Below are 22,667 nucleotides of genomic sequence, written 5' to 3' on the forward strand. Positions count from 1 at the left end.
TTTATCTAGTGATTGCTAAAATTGTATAGTGTCCGATGATCTCAGTAGAAAATTAGAATCTAAATTAGATAAAAAACTAATTTCAAAATTAAAAAAGAAACAACTTGATGATGGTTTTAAAAAAGGTAAAACTATCAATGAAGTTTTAGACAAACCTACTGTGATGACTCTTTACAAAATGATTAAAGATCATATTATTTCATATGTTAATGGTTCTGTTAGTGCAGGAAAAGAATCTCTGTTGTTTTGGGCAGTTGATGAAAACAAAGTTGACGTTGCTTTGAAAATCTATCTGGTGTCTACATCTAATTTTAAAAAACGAGAGCCATATATTACTGGAGATCCACGATTCTCGAAATTAAAAAAGGGTACAAAAAACCTTGTTCATTTATGGGCAAAAAAAGAATTTAGAAATTTATCACAAAGTCATGAAGCAGGAATTCCTGTACCCCGACCACTATATGTAACAAATAACGTACTAGCAATGGAGTTTATAGGCGATAATGGTTCTCCTGCAAAACTATTGTTAGAATCTGAAGTAGATGAAAATGACTATCACCAATCTATTTTAATTATAAAACAATTTTATCAAAACGCAAAACTTGTTCATGGGGATTATTCTGAGTATAATATATTCAAAACAAAAAATGGATTGATTGTTTTTGATCTTGGTTCTGCAGTAGATCTAAGACATCCTAATTCCCAAGAATTTCTTAAAAGAGATATTAATAACATTACACGTTTCTTTTCTAAAAGGAGAATTTCTGTTGATGATCCATCTAAAATATTTGAGGACATTGTAAAATGAGCTTTGAAAAATTACTACGAATTCCAAATGATAGAATAGCAGTATTGATTGGTAAATCTGGAAATGTAAAATCAAAAATTGAACAATTATGTAGTGTAACTCTTGATATTGATGGTGATACTGGAGAAGTTTTGATAAAGTCTACTGGTGATATTGAAAAAATGCAGCCGTTTAAAGCAATGGAAATTGTAACTGCAATAGGCAGAGGTTTTTCTCCTGAAAATGCAATGACATTGCTAAAAGGTGAGAATGCATTACATGTGATTGATCTAAGAGAATTTGGCAAATCTAATTCTAATATTGAAAGGATTAAAGGTAGAATTATTGGAGAAGGTGGTAAGGCAAGAAGAAATATGGAAAATCTAAGTGGCACTCATATCTCAGTCTATGGTAAAACAGTTTCAATTATTGGTGATGCATCAAAACTACGATTAGCTGTTGATGCAATATCTTCTATTTCAAATGGAAGCATGCATGGAGCAGTATACAATAAACTTGAAGCTGCAAATCGTAAAGAAAAACAAGAAAAAATGAAATTGTGGGAAGATCAAGATGTCTTCTATTAAAGAACAATTTAATCAGATATCTCCTAGTGAGTTCTTTTACAGTAATCGTGATTTAGCTGGTTTTAGCAATCCTACCCGTTCTCTTTATACTGCTGTTAGAGAATTTGTTGAAAATGCATTAGACGCATGTGATCAAAAAGGAATCTTGCCTGATGTCCATCTGACCATCAAAGCCGTAGATCCTGATAAATCTGACCCAAAACCATACATTTTGACTGTAAAAGATAATGGCCCTGGTGTTGATGCTGAGCATATCCCTTTGGCATTTGGGACTGTCTTGTATGGTTCAAAATTTGGATTAAAACAAGCAAGAGGAATGTTTGGGTTGGGTGCAACTATGGCAATTCTTTATGGCCAAATTACAACAAACAAGCCTGTTATTGTAAAAAGCTCTACTGATGGAGAAATACAAAATGAATTTGAGATTTTACTTGATATCCAAAAAAACAAACCTATAATTCAAAAACACACTACCAAAGAAGTTTCTAAAAAAGGTCTATCTGTCAGTATTTGTTTAGAAGGGGATTATTCTAAAGCTGGTTCAAAAATTAGAGATTATGTTTATGAAACATCTCTTATCACTCCCTACGCAACAATTACTTTTGATGATCCTAAAGGAGAAAAATACCATCACCCGAGATTTGTTAAAGAGATACCTCCTCCTCCAACTATAATCAGACCTCATCCTCATGGAATTGATGTAGAGCGTATTCGTAGGATGATAGTTGAATCACAATTTGAACTTCCAAACATAGATGATACTATGATAGAAAAAGTGAGAAAGGATTTAGGACTATCAAAAAAGAATTTGAGCTTTACAGCAATAATGGATAAGGCAAAAAAGAAATGGAAAAATCTTTCACGTCAGGTTAGAGTTGTAATTGCGTTAATGTCATTTCTAAAAATGGATTTTGAAAAACTCCAAAAAATTAGAATTGAAGATCTTGATGTACCTAATAAAAAATTACATTATTGGGATTTTGGAGACTCTCAATCAAAAGAAGTTGAAATTGATCCTGAGAGCCCATATTACAAGCAATTGACAAATACTGTTCAAGGAGAACCTTTGACTACTTTTCTGACAAAGAGATTTCAACGTGTTGGTCCTACAACTGCTGTAAAATTTGCAGAATTTGCAGGATTCAAACCTGAAAAAAGAATGGGTACTATGACAAATCAAGAACTAGTAACACTTAGTGATTCACTACAAAAATTTGATGACTTTCTTTCTCCTGATCCAAGTTGTCTTGCACCTCTTGGGGAAGAACCTCTTGAAAAGGGAATAAAGAAATTTTTCAATCCTGATTTTGCTGCAGTTGTTCAACGACCTGCTTCAGCATACTCTGGATTTCCATTTATAGTTGAAATGGGGATAGCATATGGGGGGGATATCAAACCTGGTGGCCCTCACGTTTATCGATATGCAAATAGAATTCCACTACTTTATGATGAAGGAAGTGATGTTGTTCTTAAAGTTGTTAATGATACTGACTGGGGACGTTACAAAGTAAAAGGTGAACCTCCATTCATCATAGTCTCTCACATCTGTTCTACCAGAATTCCTTACAAAACTGCTGGTAAAGAAAATGTTGCAGACAGACCAGAAATTGAACGTGAATTAAGACTAGCCCTACAATTTCTATCTAGAAAACTGGCTGCATACATGTCAAAGAAAGGACAAGCTGAGATGGCAAAGAAACGTGCAAATCTCTATGCTAAATATATTCCAATGATAGCTCAATTTTGTACAGAGCTTGCAGGAAAGAAAAAAGAACCCAATTATAAGAAAATTTTAGAAGAGGAGACAATAGATGGCAACCAGTAAAAAATCAAACAGACTCAAAAAAGCTGAAAAAAAACAAAAAGACATTCTTGAAATCTTAAAATCTCATGGTGCAAAAATCTATGAAGATCTAGACAATGGCCAATTTCCAAAATTCTCTATTCCAAGCCGTTCAGTAAGTAATATTGTATATGATAAAAAACTTAGGCAATACATTTTAGGTAATTCAGCAGCTGTGAGAAACTCTAGAAATTCTTCTCAATTAAGATCATTTACTCAATTAATGTGGCTTGCTTTTTTTGCAAATAGGCTTTCCAAAGAAAAGAAATCATCTACATTGAGAGATGTTTATTATTCTTCTCAAGCATTTGCAATAGAATTTGAAGATCAATCTGAGTCTGACAATATAATTGTGGATCTTGAAGCAGTTCTATCAAAACCCAGAGAAGACTTTCACATATTTCCTGAAGAGAGAAGTTCTATTTTTGGCGATTTGAATGTAGAGTATACTATTCCGGGCTATGAGGGGAAAACTATGAATCTTTCAAACCATCCTGATGGATATTCTATTGGACCCAGCTTAACTACTGCTGAATTATTAGACACTAGTGCAGAAATTGTGATAGCAATTGAAAAAGGTGGTTTGTTTACCAGATTCGTTGAAGAACAAGTTGATAAAAAATTCAAATCTATAATTATAAACACTGGTGGGCAGGCCCCTCGTTCTACAAGAACTCTTCTAAAAAGACTTCATGATGAAATGGGTCTTCCTGTAATTGTGCTGACTGATGGTGATGTGTATGGAGAACATATTGCAATGGTAATAAAATCTGGTTCTGCAAATGCTGCACACTTAAGGGAGCTTACTGTTCCTGATGCAAAATGGGTTGGTGTGTGGGCTACTGATATTGAAAAATACAAACTTCCAACAATTCCAATGACTGAGTCTGACATTAAGCGCTGTTATGATCTTCAAAAAGATCCAAGATATGAAGAAGGAATTTGGAAAAAAGAACTTGATGTGTTTTTAAAAATAAAGAGAAAGGCTGAATTAGAAGCATTCTCAAAGTATGGTCTTACAAACATCACAGACAAGTACCTTCCACAGAAATTAGAACTAGCAAAAAGTCTTTGACTATTTTATTCTTAAAGTTAAAACACCGTTTCTGTATTTGAAATCAAAAATCTGCATTGCGTTGGAACCTTCAATTGGAACTTCTTTTGAAAATCCTCCAGAACCTCTAATGTATAAAATTCCATCAATCAATCTAACTGCAATTTTATCTTCTGGACCTGGAACCTCTGATACAAAAACAAATTCTCCTTCCCCTTTGATAAGATCATACACCCAATTTTTTGACTCTTGTTCCCTTGGAGCATAGATTGGTTTTTGCTCTTTGGTCATTTTCTTTAGAACTCGAACCCAATAAAACATGGTGATGGCAGCTGCTCCAATTAAAATAAAACTCACAAATCCTGAACCGGATCTCTGAGTCATAACATAGATAATTCCTAAAAACAAAATTATCATTATTGGGATAACAAAATTTACAGATTGTTCATTTGAATATGTACCCTTATAACTTGCCAAACATCCAAAATTCATTCTTACCAAATATAAAGTATCTTTGGTTTTTATTACCATTTTTTGGGATTTGTCATATTGACAGATGAAAAAAAAATTGGTAAATTAACTATGAAAGAAATTATTCTAAAGGGTTCGATTATAGCTATAATTGTAACGGTTCCATCAATCGTTGCATTTCTTGCAAGTTGGAATATTTTGAATGATCTAATTCAGGCGGCTATAATTGGTGCTGTAGTTCATTTCATTGCAATGGGTTTTTCACTTAAAATCTCAAAAAAGATATTGGTAAAACATGACTGATTTAAAAAAACTGGAAAATGATCTGATTTCTGAAATAAAATTAGATCCTATTCAAGCAAAAATCTATCTTTTAGTTACTTGTTCTGGAAAAATGTCTCCAAAACAAATATCTAAAAAATTAAACATATCTGAATCTGAAGCCTTGAAAAATTCTAAAGGTCTTATAGAATTGGGTGCATTTATTGACATTACTGAAACTGAGTTTGAAGCAATGCATCCGAGATTTACAGCTGTTAACATGTATCGTAGGTATTGTGAAAGAGAAAATATTGAGTTTAAAAGAAACAAAATAGTTGATAACATTGGGGTAGTTTTAGAAAGACACTATGATGATGCAAGAACTAAATAATACTAATGAATGGTGAACATCGTTGACAATCGATACTGAATCATGTAAACATCAACCCGTGTATTTTGGTGTAGTTAACATCAACATTAATGAGCGTACTATAGGTTCCGTTGATGTTTGGCGTTGTGGCATGTGCAAAAAAAGATTTTGTGAAGAAAAACAGTTAGGTATTGAAGAATTAGCTGATTTGGTAGGGATGCCAAAAATTGATCCTGATGCAAAATGGGGTGTAACTGTTTGCAAACTACAAGAAGGAAAATACCGGTGGAAATTAGTTAGATTGAAAGAAAATGGTGAAATTAAACATGAATGTGTTGATGAGCAAATCATTCCACTCAAAGTAAATAATTTCAAAGTTGAAGATGATAAGCATTGGAGCTTTTTGATTGATGATAATATCAACAAGGCAGTTGAAATCTAATTTCTAAAATGAATCTCAAAGTTCACATTAACAACATACATGGGAGTCAAATGGCTGCAAAAATTACAGGAAAATTCACCCTTGATGATCATACGTTTAGATTCAATGCAATTGCATTTGGCAGAATAGGTGGACAAAATGTGGGTGCAAAACTCTCAAAAACAACTGAAAAAGAATTAGAAAAACTAGGCTATGATGTAGAGGAAGTAATTTTATCTCTTCAATCCAATTTGTTACAAGGTGATCTTACATTGCCTGAGGGACTAAAACGAGAATCTTTTGTAGATGATTAGAATTCTGCTTCTTCTAGTGCCTTAGCACAAGAACAACTTCTTGTTTTGGGAATTTTATCTATTAATTCCGTCAAAACTTGTTTTGTGCTTTCAACATTTTTTGATAATGTTTCTAAAACCTCTTTTGCTGTAACTGGTTTTTCAGCCCATACATCATAATCTGTAACTGTTGAAATTGATGCATAACACATCTGTGCTTCTCTTGCAAGTTGACATTCTGGAACAAGTGTCATGCCAATAATTTCTGCACCTGTTGTTCGATAAAATTTTGATTCTGCTTTTGTTGAAAACCTTGGTCCTTCTATGCATACATAAGTACAGTCCTTATGGATTTTCAAATTTTGCTTGTTTACTACATCTAAAATTGATGATTGTAATTCTGGACAAAATGGATCTGCTACCGAAATGTGAATCACACGTCCATCCTCAGAAAATGAACCGTCTCTTGATTTTGTAAAATCTAAAAATTGTGTTGGTAGAGCAAAATGACCTGGTTCGACTTCTTCTTTTAAACTGCCAACTGCAGATGGTGCAATAATTCTTGAAACTCCTAATTCCTTAAATGCCCAAATGTTTGCTTTGTAGTTTATCATGTGAGGTGGGATTGAATGTTTTTTTCCATGTCTAGGCAAAAATGCAATTTTTCTTCCTTTGAAAACACCAACTGTAATTTTATCTGAAGGCTTGCCAAACGGTGTATTGATATCTATTTCCTGAGGATTTTCCAATAATCCTGAATCATAAATTCCAGTACCTCCAAAAATTCCAATTTCTACATCTTTATCCATTAATATTTCACCAATGATTTGCAATTGTATTTGCTAATCCCATTCATTCCGTTTAATTCGGTGAGTTCTATGATAAATGCAAAACCTGTGATGTTTCCTCCTACTTTTTCAATCAATTTGGCTGATGCCTTTGCTGTTCCACCTGTCGCTAAAAGGTCATCACAAATGATAACTTTTTGACCTTCCTCAATTATGCCCTTTTGAATTTCAATTGTATCTTGACCATATTCTATCTTGTAAGATAGTTTTGTAGTCTTTCCGGGAAGTTTTCCTGCCTTTCTTATCATTATCATGCCCTTGTTGTATCTTGTAGCCAAAATACAGGCTAGAATAAATCCTCTTGATTCGATTCCAGCAAATACATCTACATCCTTAGGGTGAAAATACTTGGCAAATTCATCTGCAATATATGATAATGATGATGGATCCTTTAGAATTGGACTAAAATCACGAAATAATATCCCTTTCTTAGGGAAGTTTGGAAATTCAGCAATTTTGTCTTTAAGATTCATAAAAAAAATTCAACGAGGTGAAATAAAATTGTTTGAAATCACTCTACTATGTATGTGGTTTCAGCTGAATCAAAAGCATCTTCTGCAGAAATAGTATATTTTCCAGGCACTGTGTCTTTGGGAATTATCCATGTCATGTTGATCTCTCCTTGAGATGATGCAGGGAATTCTAAACTCTCAATTTCAGTTCCATTTTCATCAGTTATCTTGATCTCTACCGTTCCTTTAGCTCCTATGACTTTAATTTCAATACTATTTCCAACAGTTGGCACCTCTATTCCTTCTTTGACGCTAATTACCATTCCTTCTTGATGAATTGCTGAGACTTCGATTTCTATTTCCGCAAAGTTTGAACCACTGACTGCTTTAATTTTCCATTTTCCAGGTTCTGCTCCTGATGGGATTCTAAATCCATCCTCAGATATTTTCCCGTTTTTGTTGGAAAATGTTTCTTTTACTTTAACTTCTTTTCCACTAGGATCAAAAAGTGTAACTGTCAGGAGAACATTTGGGTTTGTATCTCCTAAAATCAAAATTGAATCCCCTGGTGAATATTCTAGTTTTGTAGTAGAGATGTGTATGTCTCCAGAACCAACTTGTAATCCTACTGTGAATATCTCACTATTTTTTGTTGCTCCCTTGCTTACTACTGCAGTATACACGCCTGATGCATATCCATCAAGTTCTAATTCATAAGTAGTTCTTCCATCTGGTTTTAGTTTTATTGGGATGGTTTCGCCTTTTGGTTTATCAGAAGGATCTATAATTAACATGCTGAGTAATTCTGAAGGTTTTCCAGTAAGTGTGATTATAGCTGTTTCAGATGATTTGTAATTTAGCTTGTCAAATTCCAAATTAACTGGGATTGTTGGGAGTTGACCTAATCCTGCAAAAATAAATTCTTTATTTTTGCCCTGGGTTGCAATTAACGTCCATGTTCCTTCTTTGTCAACATTTGCAATTGTTGGATACTCTAACTCAACAAATCCTGTTTCATCCACTTCTATAATGTTTGAAAACCTTTCATCTCCTAATGGATCCTCTAGAATTAATTCAATTGGTTCGTTTGGCAGTGCTGTTCCATTAAATCTCATTGGGGAGCCAGGTTCGAATTTCAAACTCTCTGGAGATATGATGATTACTTTGTCAGATTCAACACTCCAGTTTTTCAAAAGTTTACTTCTTCCATCTGTAATCTCTGCACTATATTTCCCAAATGGTGTGTCTAATGGTACAAGAATTGGTTCATCAAGTTTCCAATTTCCTTTAGAATCAACTTCTGCTGTTCTTGTATTGATGATTTCTCCTTCTGGATTGGATATTTTAGCTGTGATGGCACTTCCTGGTTGCCCTGTACCTGAAATTTCCAACATGTCTCCTCTATGCATTACATTTGGAAGACCTTTGATTGTAAGTCTGATGTTATCTGATTCAGGAACTCTGTCTTCTAATCCTCCTAATCTTAAACTAATTTTCTTTTCTCCACCTTGTTTGTCTTTGACTTTGAAATCTACTCTATCTGCATCAATGTTCTTTGGAATTTTCATTGTTGTCATAAAATGTCCTGCATCATTTGTAACAAAACTGCCAATCTTTTTTGAGTCTACATAAAAGTCAAATTCTTCTGTCTCTCCAAAATTATCTCCTGTTACTCTGATTGTTCCGCCCACATTTGGTTTTTCAGGAATTATTCTAAAAATAGAATCTGTTAGCACTCCTTTTTCTGAAGTTGTTTTTGCTATTGGTTTTGTACTTGCATCAGGTTTTTTTAATTCTCCTGCTATTGATTTTCCTATTTCAATTTCTTTATTGGTCTTGTCCAGTGCTTTCCAATTTATTCCCGAAGATATTTTGTCTGTTTTTACTCCAAACTTTATGGATTCTCCTGGCTTTACTGGTTCTGATGAGGTGAATATGATGACGCCTTGGGGTGTTTTTTCACCTTTCCATCCTTCTTCTGTTTTAAATGACTTGAAACTAAAATCAGAACCTAGCCAAATTCTAAACGTACTGACATCTTTGGTTCCTTCATTTGTAAATTCAATAATTGTAGTTTCTTCAAAAGCAACACTTTTTGCACTGACTGATTCTGCGTATACACTTGGAATTACTGCAAATCCTATTGAAAATACTAGAACTGAAAGGAAAACTCCTCTCATAGAGGACATGTTCATTAGTTCAGTCTGTCTCATCTCTCACTTAAACCTTAAAGAATTTTTTTCATTTTTGTATTTCATGATTGAGTACTTTTTATCAGAAACCTTCTTTAATCTCAAGCTTTGGCACGCTGATATTTGTCTAAATCTTGTTTTGTGGCAGTATTTTGATATTGTCGTATTCTTTCTGCAATCATTCTATAAAGCGTTCTGAATTGATCTTTTGTTTTATCTGACAAGAAATCTGTCTCTTCTAATGCAATTTTTTCACAAATGTATCTTGTTATTTCTTCATTATCAAATTTGCCCCAGTCGTCATCTCTATGATCTTCCCAGATGCTTCTTAGACTGTCTAAAATTCCCTTTTTGCTCTTTTCTAGTATGTCTTCTGGTGTAAGATTAGAAAATCCTTCATGTCTTAATTTAATTTCATAAGTCTGATTTACTGCGTGCAGATAATCTTCTAAAACGATATAATCTTCAATTGATTCTAGTTTCTTTGCCTCTCTTTCAAAGAAAATTGTTTGGATTGGAGAGAATTCATTTGATATGAGTTGGGCTGAAATTTGTTTTGATTCATCCGTGTTGTCTAGTAGAATAAATGTCCTGTAACCGTGATTTCTGTAGAAAATTGCCAATGGCAACACTGAATTCTTGTTATATGCTGCAACAATGTTAAGTGGATTCATTGAGATATTTGGATCTTGCAAAAATTTGTCAAATGAGTTTAGATACATTGCGTCAGACATTGTTTCAACAATGATAACAGGTCTTGAATTGGTTCCTATTTCTCTATCTACAATTGATTCTACTAACCCTCTTGACAGTCCATATAGTATTGGAGTTAGAGTTTTGTCATCTGCATTCCAATAATCATAAAAGATCCTACTAAGATGTTTTTTTCTATCTAACTCAACTACAAGAAGATTTCCTGGAGTATAATCAAATATCATAAATGGTGAGTGTGTTGCGTAAAGAACTTGGTTTGAACCTGCTAAATTCTTTAGAAGATCTGATATTCCCATTTGTTGGGTTGGGTGTAAATTCCTGGCTGGCTCATCTAAAAGAAGAATTGCTTCTTTTAATTCTGCACGCTGTGTTTCTGCTGCAAAGTTTACAATAAAAGAAAATGTCCATTTGAAACCTTCTGCTCTTCTGTTAAGTAATCCTGTATTTGTTACCGTTCCATCTTTGTGAACATCTGAAATTACAACACTCATTATGTTTCCTGGATTGTATCTCAAATCAACATGAATAGGATCTCCCTTCCAAGCTGGATTCAACTTGCTTGTTAGTCTATTACTTGCAGCATTGAGAATCTTTATGCATTTTGATGGGGTTTCTTTTACTTCGTCTAGTTCTTTAATGTCCAATTCCGCAAGATAAAATAGATTTCTAACAGTTTCTGCTTTATCAAATTCTTCGATATATTCTATTGATTCTCCCCTGTCTCCTCTTTCTTCTCTAAGATACTCGTTTAGATTGATGTTACCGTAAATTTTTTTGTAATCTGAAAAGTAGACAAACCGTGGATGTAGGTTGGATGAAAGGAAGTTTTCTAGTGCCGTTTTTTCACTTTCTCCAGAAAGAAGATTTGAGAACTGGCTTTCAGGATCCTCGTAAATTTTTTCCCACTCCTCGATGACTTTTGGCTCTTGAATTGCAATCACGTGAAATTGGTTACTAAATTCAGCCATTCCACTATCAAATGACTCTTGATTTTTTGGCGGACCTCCCTCAAAGAATTTTGTGTCGATCTGAATTCTTAGGTGATTTGGAATTGTATCTAGAAATCCAATTATTCTTTTTGTAAAATTTTCCCAAGAGTTTACGCCTCTATTTTCCTGATTACTTAGTTGAATGTCTTCAAACTCATATTGAACTTGAGGTCTTTTGTTACTTCTGTATAATCTGATTTTTTTTATTTCAGGTAGATTTGGAAATCTTTCTTTTATCATTCTTGTTTCGTTTGTATTTAGTTCAAATTCCCCTTCTGCAAGTCTAATCTCATCTTTGAGTTCTTCTGACATCTCATCACAAAGATCGAGTTCAGAAACTTCTTCCTCTTTGTTTAAGAGCGTTAAAGCTTGCAAAATTGTGGTTTTTCCACTCTCATTCCTACCAACAAATGCTGCTAAATCACCAACGTTGATTTCACCAGAATCATGAATGCAACGATATGCTCTAACTCGAAATTTTCTAAGTCGCATCTAGCGATATTTAGTTGGCTACGATTTAACTCATTCGTCACATTCATCACAAATTTCTGAATTTGCTAAATAGATATAAGGGAATTTGGAAAACCAAACCAAATGGCAACTAGAGGAATTCTATATGCTGTATTTGTTTTACCTGTTATATTTTCAATTGTATTTGGTTCAGCTGTCATGGCCGATATCTTACAAGAACCTGACCGTGAACTAAACATGTGGAGAATTGGAAGTGTTTCTTCTCATGACAAGTCAATTCAGATAATTGGTCTTGCACAACAATACTCTACATCTAGTCCTGTTAAAGTACTCGTATCTGTAGATGATCATTCCTATGATTGTGGCGATCTATACCTTACAATCTATTCTGGAAATAATGTTGTTACCCAAAGCGGATTCTTGGAACAATGCTTTGTAAAAGATAACTCTCAATTACCCATAGATGATGAATTTTCTGAAATTCTTGATACTCCAGGTCAGTATGAATTAGTGGCAGAAATTAAAGACAAATCACAAAAACACACAATATCTGCAAGCGGAAAATTTACCGTTAAATAGGAATATCCTATTGTATAATAAATAGGAATTTTATGTTAAAAACAAGGGTGAACTGATGGCTAAAAAAGACAAACTAACTGAAGAGGCAGAAAAGATCAAAGCAGAACTTGCTGAACTAAAAGAAAAAACAAAAATTTTAGAATCAAAACCAGCAAAGAAGACCGCAAAGAAAGCTGAAAAACCAGCAAAGACCGCAAAGAAAGCTGAAAAACCAGCAAAGAAGACCGCAAAGAAATCTGAAAAACCAGCAAAGACCGCAAAGAAAGCTGAAAAACCAGCAAAGAAGACCGCAAAGAAATCTGAAAAACCAGCAAAGAAGACCGCAAAGAAATCTGAAAAACCAGCAAAGACCGCAAAGAAAGCTGAAAAACCAGCAAAGACCGCAAAGAAAGCTGAAAAACCAGCAAAGAAGACCGCAAAGAAAGCTGAAAAACCAATCAAGGAAAAGAAATTAACTAAAAAAGAATTAGCAGAACAAAAAAAGGAAGCTGAACGTACCCTTGAAGAAGAGTTAGAAGAACAACTTACTGATGAAGAAATTGAGAATTTCCAAATCGAAAAAGTGGATATGGAAAGATTGACAAATAGGGTTTATGATATTTTAGCTGAGAAAGAATCTGAAGGAATGTTCCAAAGTGATCTTTGGAAAAAACTCAAACTTTCTAGTAGAGATGGGTCTCGTCTTGCGCTGAAATTAGAAAGAATGGGAACTATTACTAGAGAAAAAATTCTTGAAAAAGGAAGATGGACTTACAAATTAATTCTAAAGAAAACCCCGATAAGCACTTTGTCAATAGAAAATGCACCGTGTCTTGTTTGCCCTGTGGAACAAAAGTGTTCATTAGAAGGTGAGATTAGTCCTAGAAACTGTCAGTTTATTGAAGACTGGGTTATTGCAGAAATGAAAAAACCAAAGAAAGCCAAATGAGACTAATTGACGCAAGAAAAGATCATTATAGAAAACTAGCTCATGAACAAGGATATAGAAGTAGAGCTGCATACAAACTAAAAGAACTAAACCAATCTTACAGGATTATTGGTCCTGGTTTTTACGTACTTGATTTAGGATGTGCTCCTGGTGGCTGGACTCAGATGGCAGTAAAACTTTCAGGAAATAAAGGCAAAGTTATGGGTATTGATCTTTCCTATGTTGAAGAAATTCCTGGTGCATGCTTACTGCGAGAAAATATTGAAGATGAATCTATAATTGATGAGATTATGTCTTATTTTGAAAGAAAGGTCAATGCAGTAATTTGTGATCTTTCTCCACAAGTAACAGGTAATTGGTCAGTTGATCATGCAAAGCAAATTTCTCTAAACTATGATTGTGTAAAAATTATGGATAAGGTTTTAGCACACAAAGGAAATGCAGTTTTCAAAGTATTTGATGGAGAATACTCGATGGAATTCAAAGACTTTGTTAAGAAGAAATTCTCTAGAATTAATTTGACAAAACCTAAAGCCAGTAGAAAACAAAGTAGTGAGTTATATCTTGTTTGCCTTGGTTACACGGGTTAATTGGAAAAAATTTCAATTATCTGTTTGATGTTTGCATTTGTTCTAAATCCAGTCGGGCAAAAAACAGTAGGACTTGCTAAAAACCCCATTTCTTTCAAATTTGATATTATGCCCTCTAATTTGGGTGGTGATGTCTTTAGGCTTGATGCAATCTCATCTAATGTGTGATAAGTTGCAGGCATATCTGACTCTGTAAGACACTTTGTAATGATCTTCTCACAATTCTTTTCCACTGAAAAATTTGGGATCTGATTTAACATTTCTTGGACAAATTCCTTTTCAAATATTTTTCCAATCCATAATGGCCCTGCAATTTTATTTTCTGAACCGCACAAATCACAATTTTTTACATTTTCCAGTGCTGTTTTCCTATTTGAACAATTTTTACAATGAAGAATATACCCGAGATTTTCTTCCTGATCTGGACGATTCAAAATTCTAACAAATGTTCTGTAATAATGCATATCACTTTCTACAAAAAGTGGTTTCATTTCAACCCCTAATCTGCCTGTTACCATTCTAAGACATCCTAAAACTAGTCTTATTGCAATTTCATTACCATATTCTACTCTGATTGGAATTCCTCCGTACTTTCTTTTACATGCATTTTGGAATAATCCATTTAACACCTGTAGATCTGTTGCGGTGGTTGATAGTATTCCTCCGTGCATTGTTGCTCTAATCCCGCAATCAAAAAATGGTGCAGGTGAACCAAATGGATCTATGTCGACAATTGAGCCTCTTTCTCCTTTCTTAGAATAATTGCTAAAGAATCTACACACTTCTTTTTCAGAAAATTTTACATTTTCTAAATTGTTTATCTTGGCAGAGTGTTCTGCCAATTTTAATGCAGTTGGATTGAGATCATTTATTATAACATTGTCAACTTGTAATTCATTTGCAACACGTAATCCCCTTGAACCTAAACCTGATAACCCCTCAAGAAAAATTTTTGGACCTTCAAATTTTTTTAAAAATGATGCATAAGCAATAATTGACAAATCTCTATTCAATTTTGCCTTTGGATTGAAAAATGCCGGTTCTTTTGGTGGTACCTTGTCTGTTATTGACTTTATTGGTACAAGTAGTTTTGTTGTCCCTTCTACAATCTCTTCAAATAATTCATCTGGAATTTGCAATTATTTTTCTATTTTTTTCAAACCTATAATGGTTTAATACTTGTACTAGAAGAAAAAATCCGTGCAAGTTTGTGGAGTTGATGATGCTGGAAGAGGTTCTATGCTTGGACCTCTTGTTATTGCTGGAATCTCAATTAATAAAACAAAACTAAGAAAACTAAAGGCACTTGGAGTAAAGGACTCAAAACAGATTCCTCCAAAATTGCGTGAGGAATTATCCAAAAAAATAATTTCACTGGTGGATGATTATCATATAGTTCGAATCCTCCCAAAATCAATTGATGCTAGTGTAAAATATCATAATCTGAATCAACTAGAAGCAAAATATATGGCCAAAGTGATCTCAAAACTAAATCCTGATACTTCCTATGTTGATTCATGTGATGTGAATCCCAAAAGATTTGGTAAGGAGATATCGAAATTGTCTAACAACAAAAAAATCAAGTCTTATCATCATGCCGATAGTAGGTTTGTAGTGGTTTCTGCCGCTTCAATTATTGCCAAAGTTTCAAGAGACAAATCTATTGCTAGGCTCAGAAAAAGACATGATCTGGGAAGTGGATACCCATCTGATAAAATCACTGTAAATTTTGTAAAATCATATTATGCTGAAAACAAAATTTTACCTACATTTGTCAGAAAAAGCTGGAAACCTACTATGAAAATCCTAAATTCAAAATCATTTCTTTGATCTTGCAATAACTATTGCATGATCTTTATCATATGGATGAAGATCAATTGTCTGTAAAATTTCAAATTCTGATTTTAACTTTTCAACTTCTTCTTGTACTATTTGTTTAGGTGATTTTGTCACATCAATGCTTCTTGTTTTTATAACTAAGAAAAAATACCCATGTTTTTTCAGATACATTCTACAATTATCAATTGCAATCTTTGTTTGGTCTGGTTGTGCAATGTCTACATAAACAACATCAACTTTTCCAAACACAGAAAAATACTCTTTTGGTTTTCTTGCATCTTGTAATATTGGAATTATATTTTTTCTGTATGTTGCAACTCTGTCTAGAAAATCTCTAGCTACTCTGCTTGCATGTTCTACTCCAAAGATGATTCCACTAGGGCCTACAATGTCTGAAATATGACTAACTGTGGTTCCTGTAGATACACCAAGATACAAAACTGATGATTTGTTTTTGAATGGAAATTCTTCTAACCCATTCATTATTGCAGCTGCAAGTTTACTCCTAAAAGGATCCCATAATCTGTATTCTGTTCCCTTTTTTATGATTAATTTTTCTTTGTAAACTTGATTCCCTACAACCAAATTTTCGGTGGCAAGTTTTTTTTCACCTTCTGATTTAATCCAAAAAAATACTTGATTATCTTCTTCCAAACTTCTTTCTCTTCTTATTTTTATTTCTAGAACCTTCATTCTTTCTAGAACCATCTCGTCTTCCAGAATCTCTTCTAGAACCATCTCGTCTTCCAGAATCTCTTCTTCTGCCAAAGCTATTCCTGTCTCGTTTAAATGACTCTGGCTTTCTGATATCCTTTTCAGAAGGTTCTTCATACTTTTTACCTATCTCGTCTACTCTTACGTTGAGTTTTTCAAGTAAGGTCTTGTTTAATCCTTCACCATACACATCCACTCTTGCAGCAATTACAGCTTTTGCAGCAATTGCTCGTGCAATTTTCCCTCTTTGCCATCTAGGTGCTGCATGTACCATTGCATGCTGAAATAACAATCCGTGTTTCGGTGGTTGAGCTCCTGTTTTTAGTGCTCTAAACAATGCTTTTTCTGCACCTAATACTTGGATAGTGCTTGCTGGCATTGATGCTAACCTTTTGATACTTCCAGCTCTTGCTAAAACTCTTGCACCTACAGCAGTACCTAAAATTGCAGAAACATTTGGTGCCACTCTTTGCATTTCAGATTCTATGTGATCTTCTAATTTCTTTCGTAACTCATGAAAATCTAAAATTTGTTTTGCAATATCTTGAACAATTGTAAGATTTACATCTGAAATATCACCGCCCCTGCTTTTTGATGCAATCAATGAAAGCATTTCGACTTTTGAATCAGGAAAACCTGCATCTTCATAAACTTGATTTGATAATGAATCTCGTTTTCCTGCTAATACAATTTGTGCATATCCGTTAATGCTGTCAATGATGTTGTCTAATTCAGGAAAATGTAATCCATACCATTCACGCAATCTTGAACTAAGTGCATTTGCAATCTTGTCAATTTCATCAAGTGAATTAATTGCTTGAATAATGTGGAGATCTGGACTCTCTGAAACTTCCGTTACTTTAGATGATGACAACCCCATGGCAAACTCTCTTAGTTTTCCAAGTGCATCTTGAACATTTTCTGCAAAACCAGAATCTACAATTATTTGTGGTTTTGTAGATTGAATGTTCTCAATTTCAAATTCTTCCATTAATTGTGAATCGATAGAGTTTTTTTTCAAAATTGCAAGTAATGCCTCATCGCTAACTGTTACTCCTCGGTTTAGTGATTCCAGATATCTCAAAAGTTCAGACAATCTTGCTTCTTTTTTCTTTATTCCCAAATACTCTTTAGTTGAATTTGAAAATGGAAACGATTTTTCCAGTTTGTTGTCTTTGAAAACTGATATTCCCAATTCTGTTAAAATTACAGAATACATAACTAGCTCATTTTATGTCTCCTTTAAAAAAGGTACAGAAATACTGAATCAACTGTTATATTCGAAACTAGGTCAATGATTCAAAGTGGAACCCAGTCTGGCTACTTCTGTAGGTAAAATTCAACTAGAGCGACCAGTTATGCTGGCTTCTGGCATTCTGGGAATTTCTCTTGATGTCTTTAATCGTCTTTATCGTTCTGGTGCAGGAGCAGTAGTAACAAAGTCTCTTAGCAAGGAACCTTGGGAAGGATATCCTAACCCTACAATCTTTAGTGTAAAAGGTGGGGGATGGATTAATGCCGTAGGGCTTTCAAACCCTGGTGCTGAGTACTTTGCAAAAATGATTGAATCAAATAAAGACATTCCAATCATTGTTAGCCTTGTTGGTTCTATTCCTGAAGATTTTGAATTCATGATAAACCAATTTAAAAATTGCAATGTTACTGCGTATGAGCTGAATCTTTCATGTCCTCACGTTGCTAAGGTTGGACTTGAAGTAGGTGATGATCCTGATCTTGTAAAGAAAATTGTAAACACTGTGAAAAATTCAACTGATGTTCCAGCAATTGCAAAAGTTGGATTGGGAACAACGCATTATTTGAAAACAGTTGGTACTGCAATAGAATCTGGAATTGACGCAATTACTGCAATTAATACAATTAGGGCTATGGCAATTGATGTGTCTACAAAGAGGCCGATTCTTAGCAACAAATTTGGTGGATTGTCTGGAACCCCCATCAAGCCTGTTGCTTTGAGATGCGTATATGAGATTTCTTCAAAGTATGATATCCCGATAATTGGATGTGGTGGGATTTCTACTTGGGAAGATGCCGTAGAGTTCTTCTTAGCAGGTGCTTCTTCTATTCAGCTTGGAAGTGCAATAGGTGATAACTGGATAAATGTGTTTGACGACATTAACAACGGGATAAAAAAATACATGAATGAACATGGATTTTCAAAAATTGAGGAGATGGTAGGTCTTGCAAAGAAATCATAACCATCCAAAAATTTGTACTATTGAAAAAGTTATTGATGAGACACCTACTGTTAGAACTTTAGTGTTCTCTGATGATGTTTTGTCAGATGTTTTTCCTGGACAATTTGCAATGGTTTGGATTCCTGGCGTTAATGAGTTACCAATGAGTGTGATGATTACAAATGAAACAGGAAAGGCTGCATTCACTGTAAGAAAACATGGTCCTGCATCAACAGGACTATTCAATGTCAAAGTAGGTCAACAAATTGGAATTAGAGGGCCATATGGAAATTCATTTGATTTGAAACAAGGAAATCTATTGCTTGTTGGCGGGGGAACTGGATTGGTACCGATGATGCGTCTTTTGACATTTGTACAACCTGATGATGATGTTACTGTCCTCATTGGCGCAAAATCCAAAGAAGAAGTATTCTTTGAGGATTTGGCAAACAAACTCTTGGAGAAAAATCCACATAGGGTTATCGTAACTACTGATGATGGAAGTTATGGAGAAAAGGGATTTGTTACTGATATTGTAGAAAAACTAGTTGCTGAAAACAAGTATGATGGTGTTTATACCTGTGGTCCTGAAATTATGATGTTTAAGACAGTGCAATTAGCTCATTCAAAGGGTCTTTTTGTACAAGCAAGTCTTGAACGTATGATGAAATGTGGTGTAGGAATATGTGGAAGTTGTTGCGTGGGAGAAGACTTGGTTTGCAGAGATGGGACTGTTTTTGATGGTGATCACCTGATGTCAAACAAGGAATTTGGGCGTTTTCATAGAAACAAGGCTGGAATTTTAGAAAATTACTAGTATCTACCAGCAAGGTTTAAAATAAATCATGAAATTATTGCGTTGAAGGGCATGGGTACTCCAAAAATTGTATTGACTGCAGATCGTACTTTGATGTCGCCATATAGGGGACTCTCATTAGCTACGTTTTTTGGATGTGCTCCGGCAATTGATCCACATAGGGACAAAAACAGTTTTTGGTACAAAATTCTTGGAAACCAAGTAACCCCAAAAATTCTGTTTGATTTTATTTGTAATTATATTCCTCATACTAACGGCGTTGCAAAATTTGCTCCATATGGACTCAGAAAACTTGAGGCTGGTTTGCTACGAGATGGATTTAGACGTGATGAAGTAGTTGTTGCACATCCTGATCATATTGAAAAATTCATTGGGCCTGAAACTCAAGTTGTTGGAACATATGAGATGGACCCTCTGGGAATGGGTCCTGTAACTATGACATTTACTTATGGTAGAAAACAAATCTCATATGACGAATTATACAATACTGAACTCCATCATAGAATCAAAACTGCTAAAGAAAAAACTGGGAGTAAAGCCAAAGTAATCTCTGGAGCTTCTGGAACCTGGCAATACAATTATGATCCAGAAAAAATTGAAGAGTTTGGAATTTATGCAATTTTAGAAGGTGAACTTGGTGGTATTGCACCAGAAATTGATGGGCATGCTGGTAGGTTCTTTAACTATTTGATTAATGGTGACTTTGAAAATATGGATCCTTTCAGAAAAAGAAGTGATTTCAAAGTAAACATCAAAGAGTTTGAAAGAAATGGAAAAAAACTTCATGGACGATTTGTTAATTTCTGGGATAGGCCTGACTTGGAAGAAATTCCTGACATTGTTGAACCGAGTATGCATGGAATGGTTGAAGTTATGAGAGGATGTGGTAGAGGATGTAAATTCTGTGATGTTACACTAAGAGCATTAAGATACTATCCTCCAGAAAAAGTCAAAAAAGAAATTGAAATTAACATGAAAAAAGGTGGTTCCAAATCTGCTTGGATTCACAGTGATGATATTTTTGTTTACGGAATGGATCCAAGAACTGCAAAAGGAATGGAACCAAACAGAGAAGCACTAGAGGAACTTTTCACAGCAATCATGTCTACAGGTGTTGAACATACAAACCCAACACACGGTACACTTGCAGGAGCAATTGCCGATGAAAAACTAATTCCAAATCTTTCAAAAATCATCAAGTCTGGACCTGACAACATGATTGGTGTTCAGGCTGGTTTTGAAACAGGTAGTCTTAGATTGATTGGAAAATATGCCGATAGAAAACTCGCACCATATTCACCAGAAGAATGGCATTGGGTTGTAAAAGAAGGTGTCAAGACCCTGAATAAGGATTATTGGATTCCTGCATTTACTCTTATTATGGGACTGGATAATGATGAACAACCAGAAGATTCCTGGGAAACTATTCGTTTAATCAGTGAATTAGAACGTGAACAACCAGGTTCAATGTTTACTGCAACTGCATTAACATTTGTTCCAATTGGTTTGCTTGAAAAATCTGATTTCTTTAATATTGGAAATGAAATGACTCCTGCACAACTGGGTGTATTGTACAAAACTTGGCAGCACAATTTCAAATATGGAATCCAAAAATTCATGACCAAAACTGGTGCAAAAGGCCCTCAAAGATACTTTTTCAATGCTATTGCAAGGTCTCTGGGTGGTGTTCCATTAGGCGCTATGGAAAGATATGCACGCAAAAAAAGCCGTGAACATGAACATGTCATTGAAACTGTAAAGGCCAAGTACTGGTAGTATACAAATACATAAATTCACTATTTTTGCATTATATTACATGGCAACTCACGGTTCGCTTACTAAAGCAGGCAAAGTAAGAGGTCAAACACCAAAAGTTGAAGGAAGAAAAATTGTTGGTACTAACTCTAGCCTTAGAAATAAAAGCAATTTCAAAAAGAGATTCGTTCTTGGCAGAGTTCCAGGACAAAACAAGCCTGGACAACGTAGAAAGAGACGATAGTCAAATTCTGTTGTAATAAATTATCTGTTTGCGATCAATCTCCAAAACAATATCCTTATAAAGTACTGGTACCGTACCATACGGTATGGTTGAAGATTTAAGATTAGATAGTTTAGAGGGCGTAGGTCCTGTAACTACTAGGAAGTTATCTGATGCAGGTGTCCACAACGTAATGGATCTCATAGTTAGAGGTCCTGTTGAAATTGCAGAAATAACTGGAATGGAAAAAGACACCGCAGAAAAAATTGTCAATAAAGCCCGACAGCATCTAGTTGATGGAGGATTGCTTGCAAAGAATTTTGTTAATGCAAGTGAGATTTACAAACATAGACAATCCATTGGTAAGATTACAACTGGTACCAATTGTCTTGATACTCTATTTGATGGTGGTCTTGAAACACAAGCCCTTACAGAAGTTTACGGTGAGTTTGGTTGTGGAAAAACACAATTTGCTCATACGATGTCAGTAATGGTTCAAAAACCAAAAGAAGAAGGTGGGTTAGAAGGCTCTGTGTTATACATTGATACTGAAAATACTTTCAGACCTGAAAGAATTGTATCTATTGCACAAGCACATGGAATGGATCCTGAAAAAGTTTTAGATAATATCATTGTTGCACGAGCATACAACAGTGCACACCAAACATTGATCCTTGAGGAATCTGGACCTGTAATAGAAGAAAACAACGTAAAACTGATTGTTGCAGACTCTGCAGTTGGACTTTTCCGTTCTGAATATCTTGGAAGAGGAACACTATCTAACAGACAACAAAAACTAAATCACTTTGTTCATCTGTTATCTAGAATTGCAGAAACATACAACTGTGCTGCAATTGCTACAAACCAAGTTATGGCATCTCCTGACGTCTTCTTTGGTGATCCTACACGTCCAATTGGTGGAAATGTTGTTGCACACACAAGTACATACCGAATCTACTTTAAGAAATCAGGCAAGAAAAGAATTGCAAGAATGGTTGATAGCCCTCATCATCCTGAAGAGGAGGTCATTTTTGCATTAGGTGAGGCTGGAGTAATGGATCCAGAAGAAGCTGAAAAGAAGACCAAAAAGATAACCAAAAAGGCAACTACAAAGAAGACAAAAGAACCTGAACTAGAAACTGAAGTTGAAGTACCATCAGAGACTGATACTGAAACCAAAGTTGAAACAAAAACAGAAACAGCTGACTCTGATACTACAGTTGAATCTACACCCGAAGAACCTGTAGATGAGTCAGAACCTGTAGAAGAATAAC

Annotated in this window: 25 protein-coding genes; 17 read left to right on the forward strand and 8 right to left on the reverse strand. The window is 34.6% G+C overall.

Translation table 11 applies throughout. From position 1 onward, the window contains the following. Positions 1-28 precede the first annotated feature (28 nt). Genes NsoK4_RS01205 through NsoK4_RS01220 form a run of 4 tightly spaced genes read left to right on the forward strand, consistent with a single transcriptional unit; the run spans position 29 to position 4,292 of the window. Positions 29-808, forward strand: coding sequence for a serine protein kinase RIO (locus tag NsoK4_RS01205; RefSeq protein ID WP_211687587.1), 780 nt, complete (start codon positions 29-31; stop codon positions 806-808). After that, positions 805-1,374 (forward strand): pre-rRNA-processing protein PNO1, encoded by a 570-nt coding sequence (locus NsoK4_RS01210; protein WP_211687588.1) that lies wholly within the window; start codon positions 805-807, stop codon positions 1,372-1,374. Before NsoK4_RS01205 ends, NsoK4_RS01210 begins: the two co-directional genes overlap by 4 nt. After that, positions 1,361-3,199, forward strand: coding sequence for a DNA topoisomerase VI subunit B (locus NsoK4_RS01215; protein ID WP_211687589.1), 1,839 nt, complete (start codon positions 1,361-1,363; stop codon positions 3,197-3,199). Before NsoK4_RS01210 ends, NsoK4_RS01215 begins: the two co-directional genes overlap by 14 nt. After that, complete coding sequence (locus NsoK4_RS01220; RefSeq protein WP_211687590.1) at positions 3,186-4,292, forward strand: DNA topoisomerase IV subunit A; 1,107 nt, start codon at positions 3,186-3,188, stop codon at positions 4,290-4,292. The genes NsoK4_RS01215 and NsoK4_RS01220 overlap by 14 nt, the downstream gene beginning before the upstream one ends. On the opposite strand, the gene NsoK4_RS01225 is transcribed toward NsoK4_RS01220, so the two are convergent. Continuing rightward, on the reverse strand, positions 4,293-4,748 hold the full coding sequence (locus tag NsoK4_RS01225; protein ID WP_249111086.1) for an Hsp20/alpha crystallin family protein: 456 nt from the start codon (positions 4,746-4,748) through the stop codon (positions 4,293-4,295). Positions 4,749-4,820: 72 nt separating this feature from the next. Between NsoK4_RS01225 and NsoK4_RS01230 the strand changes: the two genes are divergently transcribed. The 4 genes from NsoK4_RS01230 to NsoK4_RS01245 are packed head-to-tail and all read left to right on the forward strand — an operon-like array spanning position 4,821 to position 6,108. Next, positions 4,821-5,045 (forward strand): hypothetical protein, encoded by a 225-nt coding sequence (locus tag NsoK4_RS01230; RefSeq protein WP_211687592.1) that lies wholly within the window; start codon positions 4,821-4,823, stop codon positions 5,043-5,045. Then, positions 5,038-5,394 (forward strand): hypothetical protein, encoded by a 357-nt coding sequence (locus tag NsoK4_RS01235; protein WP_211687593.1) that lies wholly within the window; start codon positions 5,038-5,040, stop codon positions 5,392-5,394. The genes NsoK4_RS01230 and NsoK4_RS01235 overlap by 8 nt, the downstream gene beginning before the upstream one ends. A gap of 22 nt (positions 5,395-5,416) precedes the next feature. Then, positions 5,417-5,815 (forward strand): hypothetical protein, encoded by a 399-nt coding sequence (locus NsoK4_RS01240; RefSeq protein ID WP_211687594.1) that lies wholly within the window; start codon positions 5,417-5,419, stop codon positions 5,813-5,815. Positions 5,816-5,823: 8 nt separating this feature from the next. Further along, positions 5,824-6,108 carry a hypothetical protein gene (locus NsoK4_RS01245; protein ID WP_211687595.1) on the forward strand — a complete coding sequence of 95 codons (285 nt, stop codon included), beginning with the start codon at positions 5,824-5,826 and terminating at the stop codon, positions 6,106-6,108. Here NsoK4_RS01245 and NsoK4_RS01250 read toward each other — a convergent pair. The 4 genes from NsoK4_RS01250 to NsoK4_RS01265 all read right to left on the reverse strand — a co-directional run bounded on the left by NsoK4_RS01250 (position 6,105) and on the right by NsoK4_RS01265 (position 11,774). Next, positions 6,105-6,896 (reverse strand): S-methyl-5'-thioadenosine phosphorylase, encoded by a 792-nt coding sequence (locus NsoK4_RS01250; protein WP_211687596.1) that lies wholly within the window; start codon positions 6,894-6,896, stop codon positions 6,105-6,107. The genes NsoK4_RS01245 and NsoK4_RS01250 overlap by 4 nt on opposite strands. Then, on the reverse strand, positions 6,896-7,408 hold the full coding sequence (locus NsoK4_RS01255; protein WP_211687597.1) for an adenine phosphoribosyltransferase: 513 nt from the start codon (positions 7,406-7,408) through the stop codon (positions 6,896-6,898). The genes NsoK4_RS01250 and NsoK4_RS01255 overlap by 1 nt, the downstream gene beginning before the upstream one ends. Before the next feature lie 38 nt (positions 7,409-7,446). Further along, a complete protein-coding gene (locus tag NsoK4_RS01260; RefSeq protein ID WP_211687598.1) occupies positions 7,447-9,582 on the reverse strand; it encodes a biofilm-associated protein in 2,136 nt (711 codons plus the stop codon). Between the two features lie 98 nt (positions 9,583-9,680). After that, the gene (locus NsoK4_RS01265) at positions 9,681-11,774 is read right to left on the reverse strand and encodes an AAA family ATPase (RefSeq protein ID WP_211687599.1); all 2,094 of its coding nucleotides are present in this window, start codon (positions 11,772-11,774) and stop codon (positions 9,681-9,683) included. A gap of 102 nt (positions 11,775-11,876) precedes the next feature. Here NsoK4_RS01265 and NsoK4_RS01270 point away from each other — a divergent pair, with 102 nt between their 5' ends. The 3 genes from NsoK4_RS01270 to NsoK4_RS01280 are packed head-to-tail and all read left to right on the forward strand — an operon-like array spanning position 11,877 to position 13,850. Next, a complete protein-coding gene (locus NsoK4_RS01270; RefSeq protein ID WP_211687600.1) occupies positions 11,877-12,332 on the forward strand; it encodes a hypothetical protein in 456 nt (151 codons plus the stop codon). A gap of 55 nt (positions 12,333-12,387) precedes the next feature. Further along, positions 12,388-13,260 carry a transcriptional regulator gene (locus NsoK4_RS01275; protein ID WP_249111088.1) on the forward strand — a complete coding sequence of 291 codons (873 nt, stop codon included), beginning with the start codon at positions 12,388-12,390 and terminating at the stop codon, positions 13,258-13,260. Next, on the forward strand, positions 13,257-13,850 hold the full coding sequence (locus NsoK4_RS01280; protein ID WP_211687601.1) for an RlmE family RNA methyltransferase: 594 nt from the start codon (positions 13,257-13,259) through the stop codon (positions 13,848-13,850). Before NsoK4_RS01275 ends, NsoK4_RS01280 begins: the two co-directional genes overlap by 4 nt. Here NsoK4_RS01280 and NsoK4_RS01285 read toward each other — a convergent pair. Continuing rightward, positions 13,847-14,989, reverse strand: a complete 1,143-nt coding sequence (locus tag NsoK4_RS01285; RefSeq protein WP_211687602.1) for a tRNA (guanine-N1)-methyltransferase — start codon at positions 14,987-14,989, stop codon at positions 13,847-13,849. The genes NsoK4_RS01280 and NsoK4_RS01285 overlap by 4 nt on opposite strands. A gap of 61 nt (positions 14,990-15,050) precedes the next feature. On the opposite strand from NsoK4_RS01285, the gene rnhB reads away from it, so the two are divergent. Next, entirely contained in the window at positions 15,051-15,680 is a 630-nt protein-coding gene (gene rnhB, locus NsoK4_RS01290) for a ribonuclease HII (protein WP_211687603.1), read from the forward strand. Here the strand turns inward: rnhB and NsoK4_RS01295 are convergent. Both NsoK4_RS01295 and NsoK4_RS01300 read right to left on the reverse strand, forming a co-directional pair. Beyond that, entirely contained in the window at positions 15,669-16,343 is a 675-nt protein-coding gene (locus NsoK4_RS01295) for a fibrillarin-like rRNA/tRNA 2'-O-methyltransferase (protein WP_211687604.1), read from the reverse strand. The genes rnhB and NsoK4_RS01295 overlap by 12 nt on opposite strands. Beyond that, the gene (locus NsoK4_RS01300) at positions 16,330-17,622 is read right to left on the reverse strand and encodes an NOP5/NOP56 family protein (protein ID WP_211687605.1); all 1,293 of its coding nucleotides are present in this window, start codon (positions 17,620-17,622) and stop codon (positions 16,330-16,332) included. The genes NsoK4_RS01295 and NsoK4_RS01300 overlap by 14 nt, the downstream gene beginning before the upstream one ends. 85 nt (positions 17,623-17,707) lie before the next feature. On the opposite strand from NsoK4_RS01300, the gene NsoK4_RS01305 reads away from it, so the two are divergent. The 5 genes from NsoK4_RS01305 to radA all read left to right on the forward strand — a co-directional run bounded on the left by NsoK4_RS01305 (position 17,708) and on the right by radA (position 22,666). Continuing rightward, complete coding sequence (locus NsoK4_RS01305; RefSeq protein WP_211687606.1) at positions 17,708-18,619, forward strand: dihydroorotate dehydrogenase; 912 nt, start codon at positions 17,708-17,710, stop codon at positions 18,617-18,619. After that, positions 18,603-19,415, forward strand: coding sequence for a dihydroorotate dehydrogenase electron transfer subunit (locus NsoK4_RS01310; protein WP_211687607.1), 813 nt, complete (start codon positions 18,603-18,605; stop codon positions 19,413-19,415). Before NsoK4_RS01305 ends, NsoK4_RS01310 begins: the two co-directional genes overlap by 17 nt. Before the next feature lie 51 nt (positions 19,416-19,466). Then, entirely contained in the window at positions 19,467-21,191 is a 1,725-nt protein-coding gene (locus tag NsoK4_RS01315; protein ID WP_211687608.1) for a radical SAM protein, read from the forward strand. 40 nt (positions 21,192-21,231) lie between these two features. Continuing rightward, complete coding sequence (locus tag NsoK4_RS01320) at positions 21,232-21,414, forward strand: 30S ribosomal protein S30e (protein ID WP_211687609.1); 183 nt, start codon at positions 21,232-21,234, stop codon at positions 21,412-21,414. Between the two features lie 85 nt (positions 21,415-21,499). Continuing rightward, entirely contained in the window at positions 21,500-22,666 is a 1,167-nt protein-coding gene (gene radA, locus NsoK4_RS01325; RefSeq protein ID WP_211687610.1) for a DNA repair and recombination protein RadA, read from the forward strand. The last annotated feature ends 1 nt before the right edge of the window (position 22,667 follow it).

Source organism: Nitrosopumilus sp. K4 (assembly GCF_018128925.1).
In the GTDB taxonomy this organism is placed as follows: Archaea; Thermoproteota; Nitrososphaeria; order Nitrososphaerales; family Nitrosopumilaceae; genus HKST03.